This is a genomic window from Bradyrhizobium sp. DOA1, from assembly GCF_001593325.1.
Classification (GTDB): Bacteria; Pseudomonadota; Alphaproteobacteria; order Rhizobiales; family Xanthobacteraceae; genus Bradyrhizobium.
This window is the reverse complement of sequence record NZ_JXJM01000001.1, coordinates 6,509,173-6,528,395: the sequence shown is the minus strand read 5'-3', so window position 1 is coordinate 6,528,395 and position 19,223 is coordinate 6,509,173. Positions and strand designations below refer to the sequence as shown.

At 59.7% G+C, this 19,223-nt stretch carries 15 protein-coding genes; 5 read left to right on the top strand and 10 right to left on the bottom strand.

What is annotated here, in order from left to right:
- Positions 1 to 501: 501 nt before the first annotated feature.
- Positions 502 to 978, top strand: coding sequence for a hypothetical protein (locus SE91_RS37300; RefSeq protein ID WP_197489539.1), 477 nt, complete (start codon positions 502 to 504; stop codon positions 976 to 978).
- 713 nt (positions 979 to 1,691) lie between these two features.
- On the opposite strand, the gene SE91_RS30190 is transcribed toward SE91_RS37300, so the two are convergent.
- Positions 1,692 to 2,243 (bottom strand): DUF4145 domain-containing protein, encoded by a 552-nt coding sequence (locus SE91_RS30190; RefSeq protein ID WP_061850250.1) that lies wholly within the window; start codon positions 2,241 to 2,243, stop codon positions 1,692 to 1,694.
- 54 nt (positions 2,244 to 2,297) lie between these two features.
- Entirely contained in the window at positions 2,298 to 4,283 is a 1,986-nt protein-coding gene (locus SE91_RS30185) for a DUF4062 domain-containing protein (protein ID WP_156489857.1), read from the bottom strand.
- Between the two features lie 243 nt (positions 4,284 to 4,526).
- Here SE91_RS30185 and SE91_RS34890 point away from each other — a divergent pair, with 243 nt between their 5' ends.
- Both SE91_RS34890 and SE91_RS30175 read left to right on the top strand, forming a co-directional pair.
- Positions 4,527 to 5,063: an ImmA/IrrE family metallo-endopeptidase gene (locus SE91_RS34890; RefSeq protein ID WP_063921329.1), complete on the top strand. Its 537-nt coding sequence runs from the start codon at positions 4,527 to 4,529 to the stop codon at positions 5,061 to 5,063.
- Positions 5,064 to 5,107: 44 nt separating this feature from the next.
- The gene (locus tag SE91_RS30175) at positions 5,108 to 6,151 is read left to right on the top strand and encodes a hypothetical protein (protein ID WP_061850247.1); all 1,044 of its coding nucleotides are present in this window, start codon (positions 5,108 to 5,110) and stop codon (positions 6,149 to 6,151) included.
- A 208-nt stretch (positions 6,152 to 6,359) separates the two neighbouring features.
- Here the strand turns inward: SE91_RS30175 and SE91_RS36680 are convergent, their stop codons facing one another.
- The 5 genes from SE91_RS36680 to SE91_RS30150 all read right to left on the bottom strand — a co-directional run bounded on the left by SE91_RS36680 (position 6,360) and on the right by SE91_RS30150 (position 11,791).
- Positions 6,360 to 6,698: a hypothetical protein gene (locus tag SE91_RS36680; protein WP_008541895.1), complete on the bottom strand. Its 339-nt coding sequence runs from the start codon at positions 6,696 to 6,698 to the stop codon at positions 6,360 to 6,362.
- Between the two features lie 105 nt (positions 6,699 to 6,803).
- Positions 6,804 to 8,813: a caspase family protein gene (locus tag SE91_RS30165; RefSeq protein WP_061850245.1), complete on the bottom strand. Its 2,010-nt coding sequence runs from the start codon at positions 8,811 to 8,813 to the stop codon at positions 6,804 to 6,806.
- A 149-nt stretch (positions 8,814 to 8,962) separates the two neighbouring features.
- Positions 8,963 to 9,940 (bottom strand): AfsR/SARP family transcriptional regulator, encoded by a 978-nt coding sequence (locus tag SE91_RS30160; protein ID WP_197489538.1) that lies wholly within the window; start codon positions 9,938 to 9,940, stop codon positions 8,963 to 8,965.
- 389 nt (positions 9,941 to 10,329) lie between these two features.
- Positions 10,330 to 11,181, bottom strand: coding sequence for an alpha/beta fold hydrolase (locus SE91_RS30155; RefSeq protein ID WP_061850243.1), 852 nt, complete (start codon positions 11,179 to 11,181; stop codon positions 10,330 to 10,332).
- A gap of 31 nt (positions 11,182 to 11,212) precedes the next feature.
- The gene (locus SE91_RS30150) at positions 11,213 to 11,791 is read right to left on the bottom strand and encodes a TetR/AcrR family transcriptional regulator (RefSeq protein WP_061850242.1); all 579 of its coding nucleotides are present in this window, start codon (positions 11,789 to 11,791) and stop codon (positions 11,213 to 11,215) included.
- Positions 11,792 to 12,005: 214 nt separating this feature from the next.
- Here SE91_RS30150 and SE91_RS30145 point away from each other — a divergent pair, with 214 nt between their 5' ends.
- Together SE91_RS30145 and SE91_RS30140 are read left to right on the top strand one after the other, a co-directional pair.
- Positions 12,006 to 13,109: an efflux RND transporter periplasmic adaptor subunit gene (locus tag SE91_RS30145; RefSeq protein WP_061850241.1), complete on the top strand. Its 1,104-nt coding sequence runs from the start codon at positions 12,006 to 12,008 to the stop codon at positions 13,107 to 13,109.
- On the top strand, positions 13,109 to 16,219 hold the full coding sequence (locus tag SE91_RS30140; RefSeq protein WP_061850240.1) for an efflux RND transporter permease subunit: 3,111 nt from the start codon (positions 13,109 to 13,111) through the stop codon (positions 16,217 to 16,219). The genes SE91_RS30145 and SE91_RS30140 overlap by 1 nt, the downstream gene beginning before the upstream one ends.
- Before the next feature lie 112 nt (positions 16,220 to 16,331).
- Here SE91_RS30140 and SE91_RS30135 read toward each other — a convergent pair whose 3' ends face one another.
- The 3 genes from SE91_RS30135 to SE91_RS30125 form a co-directional block, all read right to left on the bottom strand.
- Positions 16,332 to 17,390: a L,D-transpeptidase family protein gene (locus SE91_RS30135; RefSeq protein WP_061850239.1), complete on the bottom strand. Its 1,059-nt coding sequence runs from the start codon at positions 17,388 to 17,390 to the stop codon at positions 16,332 to 16,334.
- A 45-nt stretch (positions 17,391 to 17,435) separates the two neighbouring features.
- Positions 17,436 to 18,113, bottom strand: a complete 678-nt coding sequence (locus SE91_RS30130) for a nitroreductase (protein ID WP_061850238.1) — start codon at positions 18,111 to 18,113, stop codon at positions 17,436 to 17,438.
- A gap of 154 nt (positions 18,114 to 18,267) precedes the next feature.
- Positions 18,268 to 19,221, bottom strand: a complete 954-nt coding sequence (locus SE91_RS30125) for a LysR family transcriptional regulator (protein ID WP_061850237.1) — start codon at positions 19,219 to 19,221, stop codon at positions 18,268 to 18,270.
- Positions 19,222 to 19,223: the final 2 nt, after the last annotated feature.

The window sequence follows — 19,223 nt, the reverse complement described above, 5'->3', positions numbered from 1 at the left end:
AATGGAGCGGCGCTGGCTCTGAGCACGCATGCATGGTTGCATGGGACGGCAATGTTGAAGTGATACCGGGAAGCAGAATACTTCAACCCACCATTTTGCGCGCTCGGGCACATGCTAGAAGTGCGAGAGGTCATGGCGGAGCGCGGGGTTGGGCCAAGTGCAAGTACACCGTGACTTTAACGAAATATACTAGATGATCATCCTCAGTTGGCGGCTCTTTGCTCCCGATACTTGGTTCTAAAGCCTCAATCAACTTGCCCGCAAACCTCTGGAGGTTGTTTCTGCCCGGCAGTATCCATCGGATCATCTGCTGAGTCGAAATCCGGTCGTGCTGAACAAGGTTGATGTCTACGCGCCGCCTTAACCCGCGCGGTCTTGCCGCAGGATGGAGGCTCGCTTCAATCAGTCGTGATCGAACCTGCCGATCGTAACGACTGTCGCATGAGTGCAGGCACCTGTGACCAGTCAGTTCACTCAAACCTCTTTCAAGGGAGGATGCAGATGAAAAAGCTTCAGAAATCCACTCTTGTAGCTACCATCGTGGCAAGCACACTTGCGGTTGCGGCACCAGCAAGTGCGGGAGGCCTCGACGATTACTTCCGGAAGAAAGCCCCGGGACCAATAAAAAAAGGTTTTGAGACCTTAGGCGGATACGTGGGCGGGCCCGTGGGTGCGCAAGCCGGCCATGCTTTTGGGGCATGGGCAGTTAGTCAACCGCCGCCGGGTAGGCCCTACCACTATCAGTCAGCGCCCAACATCCAGTATCAGCCACAGTATCAGGCTCAAGCGCAATACCAGCCGCAATACCAGCCGCAATACCAGCCGCAATACCAGCCGCAGTACCAGCCGCAGTACCAGCCGCAGTACCTGCCGCAGTATGAGATGCAGTACCAGCCGCAGTACGAGATGCAGTACCAGCCGCGGTACCGGCAACAGTATCAGCCCAACGGATGTGCGGGGTTTGTTGGGTGTGATTAAAACAGACTGTGTGAAACGAAGTGTCGTCGCGGAACCGGCACCCGGACCCGCGGCGACCAAGGCGGAAGCGATCTATGGCGGCCAAGGCTTAGCTCACAAGTCGTCTTCGGTCATTTCGAAGACCCTGGAGCCCTGCCAAAGCCGGGACCGCTTCGGCCTCAACAACGGACGCTAGGCTGGGTTTTGTCGTGTTGCCGTCGTGTTGTCGAGCCGAGTCAGCACCTAAGCAACTGACCTTACGAGGAAAACTGCGAGATGTTGCCGTGTTGTCGTTTTTTCTGAAGTTAGCCGGCGAGGCGCTCATCCCTATGCGACGCCAACTGAGGGCCGTACAGCACGCCAGTGTGAGCTTCTCAAGCGACTTTAGTTTTTGGACGGCAACACGACAACAAATGAAGAATAATACTTGGAGATCAGAGACTTTGGTGTTGTCGCCGACAGCAACACAACGGCAACACTGGTCCGAAACGACAACGCTAGCGGTTGCTTTCGCTGGCAATGCCGCCGCAAATGCCGAATGGATTAGACATATCCGCCCCCATCGCGGGTCCCTTGGCGCCGTTGCGCAATGCGGGCAGAACGGAGGCGCGTAAATGGCGCAGATGTCGAATAATCTGAAACGGCTTAGGGTATTCGTGGCCCTATGGCGGGATGAGCTGTCGCTGGCGACGGGAACGCTTAATCTACGTTGATAGCTTTAGCAGTGCGCAAAATTACAGTTTGTCGGTGGCTGCAAGAAGTAAGCCGAGGAAGAAGCTGGCTTGTCGCTCATATTCCAGCGCTTGCTCTGTAGTTGGCGACGTAGCGCCGTGCGCGGCGCTATTGCGTGTCCGTCTAAGCAGCTGGAATAGCGGCCATGCCTCAGCGTCAAGCAGCTTTCGCTTTATAAGCTCGTCCACCGCCTTTTCGAGATTGGGATACTTGAAACCCAGTTTCAAGGAGATATGACGCAATTGTCTTTCGATTTCGAGGAACGATAGGACAATAGCACTCTTAGGTGAAATGCCTGCTACCACGTGAACGTCTTCAACCAGCCCTTCTGGGACCCGCGCGGTTTCGTTGTTATCGGGTATTTGTTCGGCGAGCTCTCTTCCCTTCTCCAGCTCCTTCTCAAACGTTGCTTTTACGCCGCCTGGCAAGCTTAGCTCTTCCAGTTTGCCTATCAGCCGCCCGATTCTCTCCCGGAATATGACCGTAATGGTAAGCACGACTATCGGCCAGGCGAGATGGCCGACCATACTGTCAATGAATTGAAGCCAGTTCATGGAGGAGGACTCAGCCGTGTTCGCGGAAACAGGATGGTAAGTACATCGATGATGTTAACTGATGCGTTTTAATATTTTGACTGCGGGCTCTTTCGAACCCATATTCTCGAAGATGGTTATTTCGCTTTCATCGTCACTCAGGATCATTGATGCCTTTTGCTCGCCAGTAGAGCTGAGCAGCGAAGCACCTTCACGCTCGTATTTTGCCTCGCCGATCACGGCATGCCCCCTGATGCGACCAGAATAGCTGATGGAATGTTTGCGCTTTGCGGGCGGCCGACTACCGGCCGCTACCCCCACGGCGGGTGAACCTATCATTAGAGACGAGAGCAGAGATTCTTCACGTTCATAGGTGCCCCGGATCAGTATATTGTCGTCTCTTCGCACTAGCTTAAGCGCGCAATCTGGCCCTTGCCAATTCTCTGCAATCGTGCCCGGGGTTCCGAGCGTTGCTGCGCGCCCCAATCGTTGAAGGAATGCTAATTGTGTTTCTACGCCGTCTAAGAGACTTTCCTGCCGCAATCGCTCGTCTTCTTCGATTGTAGCCAGCGAGGTGACAAGCGAGCCGACGTTCTGATGAGGTTTAGAATTCTTTAGAGCCGTGCTGCATTTCTCCCGCGCCAAATCTAGAAAGCCTGCGTTCAAAAACTTGAATCCCAAGTTGCTTAGGGCGAGAGACTCGCCCATGGCGGCGGCTCTGTTGTACGCTGTGACGGCTTTCGTGTGCAATCCAAGTTGGTCTGCCGCTGCGCCGATATTATTCCAGGTGATCGCTTGCCTCTCACTAGCAGGAATCTTGTGGTAGTGATGTAGCGCAAGGGCATCGTTACCTGCCTCGCTCTGCTTGAAGCCTAATTGAAAGCGTGCATCGTAGTCATCAGGATTGAGCTGTATGTGCCGCTCAAGAAGCGCAATAGTGAAAGGTTCGTCCTTCTCTGCTTCCGCAATGGTTTGCACGGTCTTAGTCAAAATAGCTTCAAGTGAGGGCGCTTCAGTCGCGAGGCGCCTCAGCTCCGCTAGCACTTGATCGACCCCTTCGGCATTGCCAATTTTATGATACTGATCGACGGCTTGAGAGGCGTACTGTCCTTTCTTTTCTAGAGATTTGACCTTCTGCGCGGCAGAAGCGAAAGCATCACCCGCATATTGGTGTTGGTCGAATTGCGAGTAAGCCCGACCCAGGTAAAATAGAGTCGTGCCACTTTCAGGGTTCTCTTCGGCAAGTCTCTTCAGCTGCTTTAGTTGGCCCCCCTTGCCAAATTGAATGCGTACCCATTCGACGAAGGCGTGCCACGACGCTGCGTTGTCGTCCTCCGAGTATTCGGCCGTTCTTCGATAGGCTTCATCAACAATTGCCAACTGTGCATCGTCCTTCCGAAACACGGCGAGGAAAACTGCCTCTTCGAAAGAGTCACGATCCCAGCTTTCGCTAGGTCCCTCTGGTGGTTGGTCTTTCGCCTCCACTTCTTTGCCAGAAGAGGTGGCATTTGCAGTTACAGTTGTGGAGATTGCGGTGTCTTTGGCGTTTTTGAGATTGAGCAATCTAACTTCCGCGAGCAGGTGGCGAGCGATTGTCTCTTGAAGTGACTCAAGGGAGTCAAATGAACCGACCACCGCCGTCTTGTAGGTCGCGTCCTTGAACTCTCTAAGTCTTCTATTCTGCTTCGGGTTTATAGCGGCTGGGTCAATCGGCCGTTTTGAAAAATAGAGTAGGGCGGGCTTGCCTGCAGAGATGAACCGTTCAATCTCTTCAACCGTTCCCGACGATGCTACCCCGGTTGATGTGCCCAGCTTTGTCCAGAACATACCAACCAATATGTCCGACTGATCTACCAGTTGTTCGTTGATAGCTGCTTGAGGTCGGACGCCCGAGCGGGGCGTTGCATGCGTTTCCCAAGCGACGGGCAGCAGAACGACCGACTCCGCCTCAGCGTGTTGAGCGTTCCACTCATATACAGTTGTAATGGCTACTTTGCGCTCTTCAACCAGATCAGATGGTGATGCGATTAGGACGCGGATTACGTTCGCAGTGAATGGCATACTTGAGTGATTCCTTGCTGTGAGCCGCGCGGACGCATAAGGATTAATTGCCCCGGGTTGGTAGTAGTCTCGTCGAGGCGAGGCAACTGGTAATTGTGACTATGAGTCTCGGAAGATGTCTGGCCTTGCACACTGTCAACAGCATAAAGTGCGATAAATCGCCGCGGATGCCGGAACATATGCAGAACAAGCCTATATTTTAGCATCGAGAATCATTATTGTAGGGCGCGGCAGGAGATTGTTATGGCCAGAGTTTTTAGACCTGAACCAATTCGCGCTTCGAAGGCAAGTGTGTGGGCTCACGCGGAGAAGGTTGCGACTGCGCTAAATTTCGCGCCAGGCAACTCTATCGAGCCCCTTGTTGCACGTCTTGGGGGCCGTCTCCTCTACAGGAACGAACTGCGTAGTGGCGGAGCGATTCCAGAGTCTATTGTGGTGAGAGCTTCAAACGATTTTACGATCTATCTGCCGACGATGACTTCGCCGGAGCGCGACCGTTTCACGATTGCACACGAGTTAGGTCACCTTTTTTTGCACTATCCACGGGTCAAGAAGCTCCACCCCGGTGCCGAGATGGTTGCAACTAGATGGGTAGATGAAGACGACAAAGACCAGCAGCGAGCCGAGTGGGAAGCTAATTGGTTCGCAGCCGCATTTCTGATGCCTAAAGCGGAATTCGAAAAGGCGTATTGGGACGACGATATGGAGGAGTTGGCAGAGCGATTTGCCGTCAGCGTCCAAGCGGCTGAGGTCCGAGCGAAGAGCCTTGGACTCCAATAGCAGTGTCCGGCTTGGAGTGCCCTCAATATCGTTCGCGAGTTTTCTTGTCGGTTGATCTCGTCGGCTCTACCGCGTTCAAAGGTGGAGCCGGCGAGGCAACGGTAAAGACTTCGGCCCACCCGATGTGGGTCGATGAGATTGGAAAATTCTACCGCGAATTCCCGGCAACCTTCCGTCGTAGATTTGGTGAACAGGCGGCGACCACCAAGCCGATTGTCGATTTCGGCCCGCGTGTTTGGAAGACAGTCGGTGACGAAATCATATTCTGCTGCCGTGTTCTCAGTTTGGATCACGTTGTCTGCGTCGTAGAGGCGTTCATCCAGTCACTCGACGACTATGGTCGCGTTCTCGATTCAAGAGGCAAGCATCTTGATGTGAAGGGAGCCGCTTGGTTGGCAGCATTCCCGGCGCCTAACGTGACCATCGAAATCTTTCACAGTGACCAATCCTCAACGATTGATTTAGGGGACGAAGAACTCGAACGCCGTGCAGACGCGGAGCCACACAAATTCGACTTCCTGGGTAAGAGCATCGACTGCGGCTTTCGTCTTGCAAAGTTTTCGTCCGCCGACAAACTGATCCTTTCCGCTGAATTGGCGCTTGCCCTTTGCGAGTCAGACAGCTCCAACGGAGTGCGCTTCAGGAGGGACTTCAATTATCCTGGTCGTGAGGAGTTGAAGGGAGTTATCGCTGGGCGGCCGTATCCAATCGTCACGATTGATACTCAACGGAGCCCACTGCGACGCGAAGTTTTCGCCTTGGAGCGCCAGATCATTGGCCCGCCGACTGTCAAGGCCGTTCCGCTAGGGGTGCTGCTGCGTAAACTAATGGAAGACGAGGGGATCGAGCCCGCCGTTCTTTTCGATGCTGGTGCCGAACTCTCGGAGAAACGGTATCCAAGAAGCTATGCCGAGTTCCGCTCAATTTGGCTGGCCGTCGCTACCGAGGCGCAGAAGCGCGAGGAGATCGAAGCCCACGCGGCAGCGGCGCCGGATGACGCGGACGGCGGTCTTCCGCAGGAAGTCGAAGCAGCGCTCGATGAATTTGTATCACCGGAGACGACGCCGCTCGTCCCTCCCGCCAAGTGATGCGATCTAGGTTCTGGCGTCACTCTGACATTTGCGGTAGGGCCAAAAGTGGGGCCAGGTCACTCTTCAGAAGAATATAATTCCGTAAATTCAGTGGCTTGGTCGAAGTTTGCAGCGGACACTCTCTCCGCCAGCTCAAAGCCGCACTTCGACGTGGAATAGCCGCGCTGTTGGTTTGCGCCAGCGGCCCCAAACTGCGCCGGCTCGATCAGGGAATGAATCGCGCACGGGCGCAGCCCCATGCACCTATACAAGTCCCGAGCACCCGGAAATCGTCGCAACAGACGTGAACGGATCCGATGCAGCACGTGATGCCACTTGGGCAACTTTCGCGAAGCGTATCGGCGGGCGGACGGTCCTCGACCTTGCTGTCGCCAGGCTCCTCGATCGCAATGGCCACGGCGCCTACGCGCACTGCGACCCGATTGTTCTCGAGCTTCACGTCTTGTGACGCGAATTGCAGAGCCCCATTATTGCCGAGAGATACGAGTCGAACGGTGTCGCCGCGTTGCTCGGCAACTCCCGCAAAGTCAACGAAATCGCCCATGACCTTCTCCTGACATTCCGCGGGCGCCTAGACTGGCAGCAACCTGCGTGTTGTGTCCCAAGTAGGCCGCGCCTCCTGGGGCTAGGAGGCGCGGGTTCTCGCAAGCTAGTATGTCCGCTGCAGCTGGGGCAAAGCCGAGGAGACGACGTTTGCGACCAGGTCGTGCGGCATCGCCAAACCGCTCGGAGCGAGGCTCGGAGCCAATGACGGTGAGATCGTGCTTGGTGCACCGCTCTTGGTCAGCTCACCGACGATCGTGGGGATTGCGGAGGCCACGACGCGCGCGATCGCACCCCAGAACTTGTCATCGCCGGCGCCCGCTCCCGCTCCTGTTGGGGCGAAGTCCTTGTCCCCCTGGAAATCGCCCTTGCGCAGCGCGCCGATGACGGCCGGGAGCGCGGCCTGAACGATGTTGGCGAATGCTCCCCAGAACTTCTCTTCGCCGCCGAAGTCCTTCTGCGGCTCGGCGCCGCTTTTCGTCAGGGCCTGGATGACGACCGGCGCCACCGTACCGATGACGCTCATGAGCGCGCCGAGGAATTTTTCTTGGCCGGCCTGCTGGAAGTCCTTCTGAGGATCGACACCGCTCTTGCTCAGCGCCTGAATGACGATCGGCCCGAGCGTGCCGATAACGCTTGCGATGGCGCCGAAGAACTTCTGATCGCCGGCGGGGACATCCTCGAATCCCTTGACGGGGGTGCCCTGCTTGCTGAGCGCGTTGATAACGACTGGCAGTGTCGCCGAGATCGCGCTCGCAATAGCGCCCCAGAACTTTTCTTCGCCGCCAAAATCCTTCTGCGGCTGGATTCCCTGTGCAGAGATCGTGCGGAACAGCGTTGGCATGCAACTGGTGGCTATGCCGAGGATGGACCCAAGGAACTTCTCCTGACCACCCGAGAAATCCTTCTGTGGTTCATAGCCCCCCTTGCGCAAGGCCTGCACAACCGCCGGCACAGCGGTCGAGACGACGTTGAGCAAGGTGCGCCAGAACTTCTCCTCACCGCCCGGAATAGCCGTGAAGTCCTTCTGCGGTTGAAAATCACCCTTTCGCAGCGCATCGACGATGGCTGGCACCGCCACCGAGGCGAGGCTCGCGAGCACACCCCAGAATTTTTCGTCGCCGCTTGCAACAGGCTGGCCGATAGATTTGTCGTGAATCATAGTCGGATCCTTTCTCTGGTTGCTGAGTACATCCTGGATGATCCTCGTCATCCAGTCGGGGGAAGAAGGTTGGGGCGCCGCCTGGCCCTGGAAGAGCAGGAATGACGCGGCGGCCAGACCGGCGGGATTGGTGGGTTCGGTGAGGACCGGCGTCTGCCGGAAGCCGAGGTCCCGCAGCATCTTGGTCGTTCCTTCGACGAGCTGCCGGTTCGAGACGTGGGGACCGAGGGCAGTGAGTTGCTCGAGTAGAGCGTAGGTGAAGGCCGACTTGCCGCCGGTCTTCGGCGTCGAAGCAGATGCGGTCTCGTCTGCAAGGCAGGCGGAGAGCAGCATCCCATTCATCTGCAACTGGCCGGCCTCGTCGAATTCCTTTCCGACCGTCAACCCGAGGCGATTGCCGATCCTCGATGCCGCGCCAGGCCACGCGCCGAAGGGCCGGTAGCGCAGCTGAGAGACCTTCTTCGGATCGAGGAATACCTTGTCGTTCTCGACGATCGGCGGAACCTTGAGCACCTTGGTCTGGGCGACATCCATGTGACCGTCGGTCATCATGACCTTGTACATGCCGCCTGAATGGCAACTGTCTGATATCAGCGTAAAGACGCCGGGGGGCACCGCCTGGGACTTCTGGCTGAGCGCGTTGTCGAACAGGAACTGGTCGTACAGACACAGCACTTCTTCCAGATCCTGGCCCTGGGCGACCTGGTAGCCGTGGCCGGAGAAGAAGAACACGAGCCGATCATCCGGGCTCGCTCCGTTGAACAGCCATGACAGTCCAGCCTCGACGTTCTGCAGGGTTGCCTTTTCGTCGTAGTCGAATCGAACGTCTGCAAATTTGTAGACGTCGGTGATCTTCTGATGGAACGCCTTCGCGTCGTTGATACAACTCGGGAGGTTGTTTGCGGGGTTTGGATAATGGTCGACGGCAGCGATATATGCTTTGTAATTTGGCATGATCGTTCCTCGCAATTGGTGGTTCGGAGTCGAATAATGCGACCGGCCAAGGTTTGCGGCTCGTTCGCATCCGCGCTCCATGACACCGGGCGATCATCGAGCGCTGGTGTCTCACACCGGTCACAACCGGAGTGCTCGGGTGTCACAAACTAGGATGCGGAAGAAATTTTTCTCGCCAGGTCGATGCCCGGCGGTATCTCGATAGTTTGGTGCAGCTGGCTCTGGCGAGGAGCAGCCTGCATGATCGAGGCGAAAGCCCGAACTTCCTGGCTGAGTTGGTAGAGGTGCTTCTGAATTAGTTCAAGCTGACGCTCAAAGTCCCGGTCAACGTTGGCCTGCGGAGCGATAGTATCCGGTTGCTGTGCCCCATCGTCGCGTAGACGACGGAATAGCGCTGTTGTTTCACGGGTTGGCGAGACTCCGAGCTCGTGCCGAAATGCGAGCTGAAGCTTCTCGTAGTGCCGTAGCGCGGCTATCCGATCGCCCATCATGTCATAGCAATGCATGATCTCGCGGTGGATGTGCTCGAGGAAGGAATCCTCGGCCAGGATTCGGCGCGCGATGCGGATGGCTTCTCCCCAATCGGACCTGTGCTTTGCCGCAATCAGCAGGGTCTCGAGGCATGCGAGGAAGCGGCCGCGATAGGCCTCCCTGTCCGTCAAGCACCAATCGTAGGCGAGTTCGCTGAGAAGATCCCCCCGATAGAGTTGCTCGATGGCCTCCGATGTCGCAATCGGGCTTGCGGGGTTCGACTGCGGCGAAGGCGCCTTGATGCACTGATCGAACGCTTCGATGTCGATCCACACCTGCTCGTTTGCAGACAAGGAGAGCGATTCCGGCCGGGCGTTGATCCACTGCGAGGGATTCTCGCCGGCGTTCGCAAGCGCGCAACGAAGGCGCCACACTTCCGTACTGAGGTTGCGGCGAAGACGCTCGGCCGGTCCATCGCCCCAAAGGCGCGCAACGAGGACGTCACGACTGACAGGTGCCCGTTTCTGCAGGGCAAGCACAGCAAGGAGATGCTTTGAGCGTTCGCTGAGAAACTCGACGCGGGTCCCGTGGCGACCCCAGACTTCTAGTTGACCGAACAGTCGGCATATCGGACGCTGGGCTGGTGTGCTCTCCATGACCTGCCTCCTCATGCGCCCCAACTGAAACGTAACGCGAAGCCGAGATTGTCGTGTGAGCCCTTTCACATTCCGGGAAAGCTACGGACTCGTCACTCACGCGTCGTTAATGTCATTCAACCAGCGCGACCCAAGTACGAATCAATTTTGAATTGAAGGTTCAGGATTGGAGAGACCCTTTCGGAGGGGCTTCTTGGCGGCATGAGAGGGCCGCAAAGCGCCAAGTTGGACCCGGGGACGGCGTCCCCCGACACCGCTCCCGAGCAGTCCTGGCATGGCTCCCACTTCTAACGTGCCGGCACAGGTAAATGATTGCCTCGAATACTAGATTGCGGAGAAGGCAGGATCCCAGTTGCTCTTCCTCCGCCATTTTTTTCCGGCGCGGATCGTTATCCTGTCGCCAGGATCACACGAGCCAGTTCGGACGGATTCTCGACAGCTGAGAAGTGGCCCGTATTTTTCAGAGTCAACATCTGTGCGGCAGGGATTAGCGACCGCGTGCGCTCGCGTTCATTTGGTTGAGACCAGTCGCTATCGCCGTAAAGGAGGGTCACGGGCGCCGATATCTGCTGATAATAGTCCCGCGCCTTGCTCCAGGATTGCCAGCCTGCCAGCACCTTGCGCGCCATCCGCTTGTATCCCGGGCGACGAGCGACCGCGTCGAATTCTGCAAGCAGATCGGCTGGTAGTTTGCGCGGGTCGTGATATCCGCCACCCATGATCCTGCCGAGGACAATCTTGTTTTCGAGCGCTGCATTGATCGCGCCGAACACGGGGATCTGCAAGCTTCCGATGATGAAGTTCGCGAACCAATTACCGCGTCGAATACCGTCGCCGTAGCGGATCTCGTAATCGTAGGGGTTGATTGCGTAGACCTGCTTCACTCGCTGCGGAAGCGACGCCGCTGCTGTGAGGGCCAATGCTCCGCCGATCGACTCGCCAACGAGCGTCAAATTGGAGAGGTCTAGCTCCTCGATGAAGCTGATAACGGCTCGCCTGAAGTAGGGTTCGTCGAAGCTGGCGTCCGGGTCGATTGGTGAGTGTCCGTGACCTGGGAGATCAATGGCGTAGACCGTGTACGCTCTTGCGAGGAGGGGCGCCAGACTGCGGAAATATTCGAGCTGCGTCCGGATCGTATGTATGAGGAGCAGTGGAGGCCCACTCCCGGTCTTCTGAAAACGCACGCTTAGCTTGTCCGATATTTTCAGCAAGCTTGGTTTGGCTTCAGTCATGCTGAGCATTCGATCTCTCCGTGTTTCGAGGGGCGCGCTTTCAAGCGGCAGCGACCTCGCGGACCTGTTGGGCCGCGGCATCCAAAAGCGCCTGAGCCAGATCAGAGTCGTTGACGACGCGCGATAGCGTCACCGCGCCGACCATCGTTGCGAGAATGGCCATCGCCTTGCCGCGGGAGTCCGCCTCGCCAGTTCCGCCGAGAAAGCGGTCGAGTACGTCGAGGTGCGCTTTCAGTCCTGCTTCGAATTCCGCCTTCACCTCGGGGCCCTGCCGTGCGGCATCCGAGCCAAGCGCCACGATCGGGCAACCGTCCATCTTCTCTCCGCGATGGTCGCCGCTGAGGTAGAACGTGATTACCGCGCCAAGCGGATCATCGGGATTTTGAGCGGCCGCGTCGGACCATCGGCCGGACGCGCTCTCCAATGCGCGCCTGGACGCTTCCACCGCCAGATCCTCTTTTGATGCGAACTGCTTGTAGAAGGCGCCCTGGGTGAGCCCGGCCCCCTTCATGAGATCCTTGAGCCCGATGCCATCAAAGCCGCGCTCTCTGAAGAGGCGACTGGCCACATTGATAACGGTTTGGCGGTTCTCGGCCGCCTGAGTGCGACTCACTCGCATCGTGTAGCTCCATTTGGATTTCGTTCGACTTCTATAACGGAGATAGAGTTCAGTTGCAATCTATCAATGGGAGCGGCGGGATTTGGGTGCCTCTGGACCAAAACTCCCCGGCGTTCGGTGATCACGCTCACGTGACGGTCCAAATTTAGATTTCGATCGAAATCTAAACTGTATATAGAAGTCGTACGAAATCCAAATTTCGAAGGAGTCGATCATGAAAAGGGGTGTTGCGGTGCTGGCCGGTATTTTGGTCCCAGCTGGTGTGGCAACCTTCGTTGCTCTTGCGATTCCCGCCCATGAAGCCTCCGCGGTGAACGACCCACGGCAGGAGCCCCCGATAGTCCGTCTGGTGACGGCGGCGCGGGTCAGCGGATCCGACCGCGGCTTCACGGGGACGGTCGGCGCGCGCGTGGAAAGCAATCTCGGATTTCGCGTCGCGGGGAAGATCGTCGAACGGCTCGTCAATGTCGGGGAGCAAGTCAAGGCCGGACAGCCGTTGATGCGGATCGACGAAACCGATCTTCGTCTGGCGGTCACGGCCAAGCGCAACGCGGTCGCCGCCGCGCGTGCAGTTGTCGTTCAGACCGACGCCGACGAGCGGCGCTACGCCAATCTCGTGAACGACGGATGGACGTCAAAGCAGCGCTACGAGCAGGCGAAGGCCACATCGGATACCGCCAAAGCGCAGCTTGCCGCGGCGGAAGCGGACGCGGGCGTCGCGGAGAACCAGGCGACCTATTCCATCCTGGTTGCCGATGCGGACGGAACGATCACCCAAACGCTGGGTGAGCCCGGCCAAGTCGTCGCCGCCGGCCAAGCGGTGGTTCGGCTGGCACAGTCCGGTCCTCGCGAAGCGGTGGTCGCGCTTCCCGAAACCACCCGGCCGTCGATCGGATCGCTCGCCGAGGCGAGCCTCTATGGCAGCGACGGGCGCCGCTATACCGCGCATCTGCGCCAATTGTCGGATTCCGCCGATCCCCAGACCCGCACCTATGAGGCCCGCTACGTGCTCGATGGCGACGCCGCGGCTGCACCACTCGGCGCGACGGTGACCATTCGGCTTGCAAGCCAGGACAGTCAGCCGGATGTCCAGGTGCCGCTGGGTGCCGTGCTCGATGACGGCAGATCGACAGGCGTCTGGGTCTTCGACGGCGCGACCTCGACCGTACGCTTGCAGCCCGTCAAGCTGCTGCGCGTGACCAGCGAGACGGCCGTTATCTCCGGATCGAACTCCGGTGACCAGATTGTTTCCCTCGGCGCTCATCTTCTGCACGAAGGTGCTCGCGTCAGGACCGCGTCGGAAAGCAGGGGCAAGTGATGAGCTTCAATCTTTCCGCCCTCGCCGTTCGCGAGCGGGCCGTCACCCTGTTCTTCATCCTGCTGTTGGCTGCCGCGGGCGCCTACGCCTTCTTCAAGCTCGGTCGGGCCGAGGACCCGTCCTTCACCATCAAGACGCTCACGGTCACGACGGTTTGGCCAGGCGCGACGGCACGCGAGATGCAGGACCAGGTCGCTGAACCCCTGGAGAAGCGGATTCAGGAACTGACCTGGTACGATCGGGTGGAGACGACGACGCGGCCCGGTTATGCCTACATGACGGTAACGCTGAAGGACAGCACGCCGCCTTCGAACGTGCAGGAGGAGTTTTATCAGGCTCGCAAGAAGCTCGGAGATGAAGCCCGCAAGCTGCCCTCCGGCGTGCTCGGCCCCTTCGTCAACGACGAATATTCAGACGTGAGCTTCGCCCTTTATGCCCTCAAGGCCAAGGGCATGCCGATGCGCGAACTCGCCAGGCAAGCCGAGACCATCCGTCAGGACCTCCTCCATGTGCCCGGCGTCAAGAAGATCAACATCCTCGGCGAGCGTCCGGAACAGATCTTCGTCGAGTTTTCCTATGCCAAGCTGGCGACCCTCGGCGTAGCGGCAACGGATATCGTTGCCGCATTGCAGCGACAGAACACGTTGACCCCGGCAGGATCGATCGACACGAAGGGACCGCAGGTCTTCATCCGGGTCGATGGCGCCTATGACAGCGTCCAGGCGATTGCCGACACGCCGATCGTCGCCGCCGGGCGGACGCTGAAGCTGGCCGACATTGCCGAGGTCCGCCGCGGCTACGAGGACCCGCCCACCTACATCATCAGGCACCAGGGCGAGCCCACCATCATGCTCGCGGCGGTAATGCAGGAAGGCTGGAATGGCCTGGCCCTCGGCAAGGCGCTGGAGGAGAGGTCCGCAGCGATCGCCGGGACATTGCCGCTCGGGATGAGCCTGGCCAAGGTCAGCGATCAGGCCGTCAACATCACCTCGGCGGTCGACGAGTTCATGATGAAGTTTGCGATGGCGCTCGGCGTGGTGCTGCTGGTGAGCCTGCTGAGCCTCGGCTGGCGCGTCGGCATCGTCGTCGCGGCGGCGGTGCCCCTGACGCTTGCCGTCGTCTTCCTCATCATGCTCGAAACCGGCCGGTTCATCGACCGCATTACGCTCGGCGCTTTGATTCTGGCGCTCGGTCTCCTCGTCGACGACGCCATCATCGCGATCGAGGTGATGGTGGTGAAAATGGAAGAGGGCATGGACCGCATCTCGGCCGCGGCCTATGCGTGGAGCCACACCGCCGCGCCGATGCTGTCCGGAACGCTCGTTACGATCGCTGGCTTCCTGCCGGTGGGTTTCGCGCGCTCGACGGCCGGGGAATACGCCGGAAACATCTTCTGGGTCGTCGGGTTCGCCCTCATCGTCTCCTGGATCGTCGCGGTGATCTTCACGCCCTATCTTGGCGTCAAGATGCTGCCCGCGATCAAGCCGGTCGAGGGCGGTCACCAAGCGATTTACGGCACGCCCAACTATCGGCGCCTGCGAGGACTCATCACCTTCGCCGTCCGCCACAAGTTCCTGACCTGCAGCATCGTCGCCGTTGCCTTCGCGCTTTCCGCTGTCGGCATGGGTGGCGTCAAGCAGCAATTCTTCCCGACCTCCGATCGCCCGGAAGTGCTGGTGGAAGTTCGTCTGCCCGAAGGCACCAGCATCGAGACGACGACGGCCACCGTCGAGAAGCTCGAGGGTTGGCTGCACGATCAACCCGAGGCCAAGATCATCACGAGCTATGTCGGTCAGGGTGCGCCGCGCTTCTTCTTCGCGATGGCGCCCGAGCTGCCCGATCCGGCCTTCGCAAAGATCGTCGTGCTGACGCCTGACGCGGAGGCGCGCGAGGCTTTGAAGCACCGGCTCCGGCAGACCGTGTCACAGGGCCTCGCACCCGAGGCCAATGTGCGCGTCACTCAACTCGTATTCGGACCTTATACGCCTTTCCCGGTGGAGTTCCGGATCATGGGGCCGGATCCCGCTCAATTGTATGCCATCTCTCAGAAGGCTCTTGAAGTCATGCGCGGCGTTCACGACGCGCGGCAGGCGAATCGGGATTGGGGCGACCGCACGCCCGTGCTCCGCTTCATCCCGGATCAGGACCGGCTGAACCTGATCGGCCTGTCGCCGGCCGAGGTGGGCCGCCAGCTCCAGTTCCTGCTCACCGGCATCGCCGTGACGCAGGTTCGCGAGGACATCCGCAATGTCCCAATCGTGGCGCGCAGCGCCGGCCGGGAGCGGCTGGACCCATCGCGTCTGGCGGATTTCTCATTGATGAGCAGGGACGGCCGCGCGATTCCGCTCGACCAGGTCGGTCGTTCGGAAATCCGTCTCGAAGAGCCGATCATGAAGCGCCGCGATCGCACGCCGGTCGTCACCATTCGCTCTGACATCAATGAGGCGACCCAACCTCCGGAGGTTTCCAAGGACATCAAGACGGCCCTCCAGCCCCTGATCGCGTCGCTTCCGGCCGGCTATCGTATCGAGCTGGGCGGATCGATCGAGGAAGCAACCAAGGCCAACGACGCGTTGGCGACGATCTTTCCTGCCATGATTGCCGCCATGCTGATCGTCATCATGCTGCAGGTGCGATCCTTCTCGACGATGGCGATGGTCGTGCTGACGGGACCGCTCGGCCTCGTCGGCGTCGTGCCGATGTTGCTCCTCTTCAACCAACCGTTCGGGTTCAACGCGATCCTGGGCCTGATCGGACTGGCGGGCATCCTGATGCGCAACACCCTGATTTTGACCGAGCAGATCAAGGAGAACTTAGCCGCCGGCCTTGACGATTATCACGCCATCATCGAGGCCACGGTGCAACGCACGAGGCCGGTGATCCTCACTGCATTGGCCGCCGTGCTCGCCTTCATCCCGCTCACGCACTCCGTCTTCTGGGGATCGATGGCCTACACGCTGATCGGCGGCACCGCGGTCGGAACGGTGCTGATCCTGCTGTTCCTCCCGGCGCTCTATGCCACCTGGTTCCGGGTCAAGCCGACCGCAGATGACATGCACGAGGCTTCGCACGAGAAGCTGGAACTGCGATCAGCATTGGCTGCCGAGTAAGGCTCTGTTGCTGCAATGGATCGTCCGCGCTCTGTCTGCTGATGATTCATCGCGGACGCCGCACGAGCGTTCAGCACCGACCCGACGGGAAGCCGACACTCGTCGGATGACACTACCGCGGCTTATCCAACGAGTTGCCAAACCATCTGCTCGTCAACGAGCCATCATTGTCGATCCAGGGGATCGGCGGCAATTGCGGCAGGTAGGATGCATACGGCATGACTTTCGCAAGCGTCACGCGGCCCGGAAACCGCGCTTGGAAAGCCTTGTTCATTCCGCCGTCCAGTCCGCTGTAGATCGGGGCAGCCGGCACATTGTCTTCGAGCAACCGCGCATATTCGAGCTCGTCGGCGCGCCTCTTCTCCAGCGCCCGCCGCGCGATGTCCGGGTTGACGACGAAGGGGGGACATTTTTCGGTCGGGTTGAACACTGGAGGCGACGGCGAATTCGGGGGAGCTTGCGCATCGAAGACATAGCGGCGGTCGCACACATCCACCCTCGGCTCGAGCCGCGTCGTCTCGAAATGATCGTTGCCGACCTTGAGCATGTTCCAGAAAGCGAGATTGGGACTGTTGCGATGCCGCGCCAGATTTCCCGGCGTCAGGCGGAACGGATAGGCCTGGACCTGGAACGATGGCCGGCCGCTGAGGGAATCGCGCGCCAGCGAATAGATTTCGCTGATCTGTTCGTCCGTCATGGCATAGCAGCCGCTGGACCAGCAATCGCCGTGGATCATCAGGAAGCTGCCGTTGCGCTTGTGCGCCTTGTCGAACGCGTTGGGGAAGCCGACATTGATCGACAGATAGAAGTTGGAGTTGGGGTTCATTAATTCGGGCGTAATCGTATAGAACCCTTCTGGAGCCTGTCGGTCGCCCTCGTACAATTTCGGCCCGAGATCGCCCGACCACCGGCAGATCGGATAGGTCTTGAGCATCTGGAAACGGCCGGTGGCGTCCTGTTTCCAGACCTCGAGCTCGGCCTCCTCCTTGAAGAGGCGCACGAGGATGGGCGAAGTTTTCGGCATCTTCTTTTGTTCGAGCAGCGAGAGCAGCTCAGCGGGTAGTTCCCGCGTTGCCTTGGCCGGCAACGGCTTGCTGGTTTCGCCAAGACAAATCAACGGCGTCAAGGCAGCGGCGAATGCCGCCGCCAGCACGAGCGCATGTCGGATCATGGCGCGGATCACCAAAATGCCTCCAGCCCTTCCGATCGCACGCCGCTACGTCTCGAAGCCGACGAACACCGTCGCTTCCTCGACGGATTTCCGCTCCGACACCACGGCATTGGCCGGAAAAGTTTCATCCGGCCAGCCCAGCGCGATGCTTTTCATGATGACCTGATCGTCGGCGATGCCCGCGTGCTCGCGCACCACGGGGGATTGCATGATGCCCTGGCTGTTGATCACGGCGCCGAGCCCGCGGGACCACGCGGCATTGACCAGGGCGGTCGCCACGGCGCCGCAGTCGAACGGCGTATCGTCGCTCCCGTCAAGCACGCGGTCATAAGTGATGATCACGCAGACCGGCGCATCGAACTGGCGGAAGCCGCGCAGCACCCAGTCCTGGCGCTTCTCCATGTTGTCGCGCTCGATGCCCATTGCGGAGAACAATTGCTTGGCGACGCCGACCTGCCTGTCGCGGTGCTTGCCTGCAAAGGCCTGGCCCGTGCGGAACTCGCGCGATTGCGGGATGCCCGCCACCATCCGCTCGGTGTTACCGGCGCGGATCCGATCCAGCGGCTCGCCGGTGATGACGTAGAAATTCCAGGGCTGGGTGTTCATCGACGACGGGGCCCGCATCGCCAAACCGATGATTTCTGCAATCAGCTCCTTGGGGACCGGATCCGGTTTGTAGCCGCGGATGCTCCGGCGACCGAGGATGACGTCATCAAACTGCATGTGTGTGGAATTCCCCTGACGAGTTCTGAAGCAGGTAGGTTTTCGCGGTTTCGGCACCCTCGCGCAAGCGACAGTGACGTGCCGCAACGGGCTTGCCACGCGGAACATTGTCGCATCAATCCGGATTGACCGACGCTCTCTGTGTTGTCGCGCCTCACCCCGCCACCTTCCATCTCCCATCCGCCGCGCGCTTCAGCGCGGGATCGCTCACCCGCACGTGCTCGGCGAGGAAGTCGATGAAGGCGCGCACGCGCGCGGGCAGGGGCGCGCTGTGGCCGACATAGACGGCGTGGATGTCTTCGCGGTCGCCGGGATTGTAGCTTTGCAACACCGGCACGAGCCGGCCGGATTCGATGTCAGGGCCGATATGGAAGAGGGCGAGGCGGGCGAGCCCGACGCCGCCAAGGCAGAGGCGGCGGGCGGCTTCGCCGTCGCTGGCGCGCGCGACCGGCGGGGGCATGGCTTCCTCGGTGCGGTCGCCGCGCTTGAACGGCCAGCCGCCGCGGATGCGCGGAAAGGTCCAGCCGATGCCGCGATGCGCGGCGAGATTCGCCGGCGTCTTCGGCGTGCCGCAGCGGGCAAGATAGCTGGGTGTGCCGACCACGACCATGCGGCTGGTGCCGAGCTTTCGTGCGACGAGACGTGAGGCACGCAACGGGCCGACCCGGATGGCGACGTCGGCACGCTCCTGCATCAGATCGATCGTCGTGTCCGTCAGCACGAGGTCGAGCGTGATTTCGGGATGCTCTTCCAGGAAGCGAGGGATCAGCGGCATCAGATGCAGCATGCCGAACGGGATGTTGCTGTTCACCGTGAGGCGGCCGCGCGGCGCCGCGCCGGAGGCCGCCTCGCGTTCGGCTTCCTCCATCTCCGCGAGGATACGCACGGCGCGCTGGTAGAACGCCTGGCCCTCCTCGGTCAGGGTCAGCTTGCGCGTGGTGCGGTTGACGAGGCGCGAGCCGAGCCGCGCCTCCAGCCGCGACATCAGCTTGCTGACCCCCGACGGCGTCAGCCGCAGCTTTCGCGCGGCTTGCGTGAATCCGCCGAGATCGACGATGCGGACGAAGACCTCCATCTCGGCGGAGCGGTTGGTGTCGAAACGGGCCATGT